We start from the raw sequence: 2,439 nt of genomic DNA, 5'->3' as shown, positions 1-2,439 counted from the left end.
GAGTTCAGGTGTTCTTCTCCGCTACCAGCGGAGGGATGCTCATCCCCTTGCTATTGGGACTCGGCATCATCATCACCGCCTCCGTGGCGATGAGTCGCCTCGCGCCCCTTCTCGTGCCTGCAATCGCAGGTGTTGTCGATATTCTCGCTCCTCGACGTCCAGTTTCAGCGGTAGCCGTTGCTAACCTGCGTGATTCGGTACGCCGTACCGCCTCGTGCGCGGCGCCGATGATCGTGCTGGTGAGCATCGTGATGGGTTTGCAGGGAATCCTCGACACCCAGACCGCAGCGATAGAGACAGAGCAAACTCTCGTTCGAGCCGATCTCGTTGCATCCGGAGCGGCTTTCGCCTTCGATCGAGCCGAACAGATCGAGGGTGTCACTGTCGCTGCACCTGAAACGGTAGTTCCACTCGCGGTCGGACTCACCCGAAACAGCGTCACCCGCGATGGTCCAGGAACGGTCGTTGCGGTCGATCCGGATCGTTTCCGCCAGACCAGGCTGCTGACGCCTGCATCCGGCACTCTCGATGACTTCGGTCCTGACACAATCGTATTCGGCAGCGGTCTGGACAGCCTGACCGTCAACGGGCAATACGAGGAAGTCTCGTTGCAGGTCGACGGAAGGACCCTCTCTCTTCGGCAAGCCGCCAGCCTGCCGGAAACGTTGGCCGGATCAGAAGGGTTCTATATCGACCGCTCGATTTTGCCCGTCTCGATGCTCGATCGGAACACAACCGTTCTCGTACAGTTGGCGCAGGACGCCGATGTCAACAAGGTACGTTCCGAGCTTGCGGCATTGGGCGCGACCGATATCGATACACCGTCGGATCTAGTGCGGGAGGGCGCGTCGACGAAGGCTGACGAGAATCGCGTGGTGATGGGGGCGATTGTCGGCCTTGGAAGTCTGTATGCACTGATCAGCGTCTTGAGCACTGTCGCGATTTCGATCGGGCAGCGGCGCGCCGAGCTAGCTACCTTGAGACTGTCCGGCATGACGAAGCGCCAGGTTCAGAGCGTTGTGGTTGCGGAGACATTGACTGCGACGCACATTGGACTACTACTCGGCGCGATCGCCGCAACAACTGCGTTGGTCGGGCTCTGGATCGCTACGTTCCGCGCCTACGGCACGCCGGTCGTTGCCATTCCCTGGGCGCTCTTGGCTGGAATCACCGTGCTGACGATGGCACTTACTGCGGTCACCGCGGCCACTTCCACGGGTTCCGCACTGCGTGAAAGTGCTGTCAGGGCAGTCGGTGCCCCGGACTAGCACTATCTTCCTCTGATAGATGCGCTTTCAGCATCTGAACGTCCAGGTGGCCGAGTTGGACGGTCAAGATGGTGACCTGCGGTGGTCAGGCCACCATCCTGATCGTTGCCGCGATCACTCCGGTTCACTATCATCTGACCGCCGACGTAGCCCTGGACGTGGCAGCGTCGCGCAAATGAACGAGTGTGCCGTCCCACTGCGAAGGTCAGTGATCCGTGACCAGCCGGTTGCTCACCGAGCCCAGGTTGTCGATCTCGACGCTGACGTGATCTCCCGGCTTCAGGAGCAGCTGGGGCTTGCGGCGATACCCCACCCCGCCAGGGGTTCCGGTGAGGATGACGTCGCCGGGTTCGAGCGTGGTGAACGTCGAGATAGTCGCGATCAGATTGGGCACCGTGAACAGCAATTGGGACAGATTCGACTCCTGCACCTTCTCGCCGTTGACGATTGTGCGGATCCCGCAGCCTGCGAGGTCCACCTCGGCTGGGCAGACTATGCGCGGTCCGAGAGGCGTGCTCGCGTCCCAGGCCTTGCCCTGCATCCACTGGTGGGTCTTGTACTGGAAGTCGCGCATCGTGATGTCGTTGGCAACGGTGTAGCCCAGGACGTGATCGAGAGCGTCCTCCTCGGTGATGCGGCGACCCCGTCGCCCGATGACCACAGCCATCTCGCCCTCGTAGTCCACCTCGGAACTCTCGGGCGGAACGACGATGTCGTCGTAGGCGCCGATGAGGCTGGATGCGTACTTGGGAAACATGACCGGGTACGTCGGGAAGTCGCGCTTGGTCTCGACGATGTGGTCGCGGTAGTTGAGTCCGACGCAGATCACCCGCGCAGGGTCGGTGACCACCGGTAGCACGCGAACCTGGTCGAGGGCGAGAGCATGGTTCGTCTTCCGCTCCGCCGATGCGAGGGTCTCGATCGTGGTGCTGCGGCCGATCTCGGAGATGCCCTGCAGCGGAATCAGCGACTCGCCGTCCACCTCGCCGACACCGCGAACACCGTTGTATTCGTAAGAGACATAGGACATGTCAGATCTCGCTTTCGCTCGTTTTGCGCCAGCTCGCGAGCTGGCCACCCCACAGGTTCACCGACGCGGGGACCGGCCGCCAACGGCGCGGTACGTATTCGACCCGGTCGTCGTGGAACTTCTCCATCTCCGCCGACAGCT

2 protein-coding genes and 1 pseudogene are annotated in these 2,439 nt (G+C 61.8%); 2 read left to right on the top strand and 1 reads right to left on the bottom strand.

Translation table 11 applies throughout. The features are described from left to right. Together A2J03_RS14640 and A2J03_RS32070 are read left to right on the top strand one after the other, a co-directional pair. The coding region (locus tag A2J03_RS14640; RefSeq protein ID WP_231912541.1) for an ABC transporter permease at nt 1-1,268 on the top strand (1,268 nt) is incomplete at its 5' end. Nucleotides 1,269-1,330: 62 nt separating this feature from the next. After that, a pseudogene (locus tag A2J03_RS32070) lies at nt 1,331-1,435 on the top strand (acetaldehyde dehydrogenase (acetylating)); the annotation flags it as partial. Nucleotides 1,436-1,473: 38 nt separating this feature from the next. Here A2J03_RS32070 and A2J03_RS14635 read toward each other — a convergent pair. Beyond that, the gene (locus tag A2J03_RS14635) at nt 1,474-2,298 is read right to left on the bottom strand and encodes a fumarylacetoacetate hydrolase family protein (RefSeq protein WP_068375183.1); all 825 of its coding nucleotides are present in this window, start codon (nt 2,296-2,298) and stop codon (nt 1,474-1,476) included. Nucleotides 2,299-2,439: the final 141 nt, after the last annotated feature.

It is taken from the genome of Rhodococcus sp. EPR-157, assembly GCF_001647195.1.
Taxonomy (GTDB): Bacteria; Actinomycetota; Actinomycetes; order Mycobacteriales; family Mycobacteriaceae; genus Rhodococcoides.
This window is presented reverse-complemented; position numbering and strand designations above follow the sequence as displayed.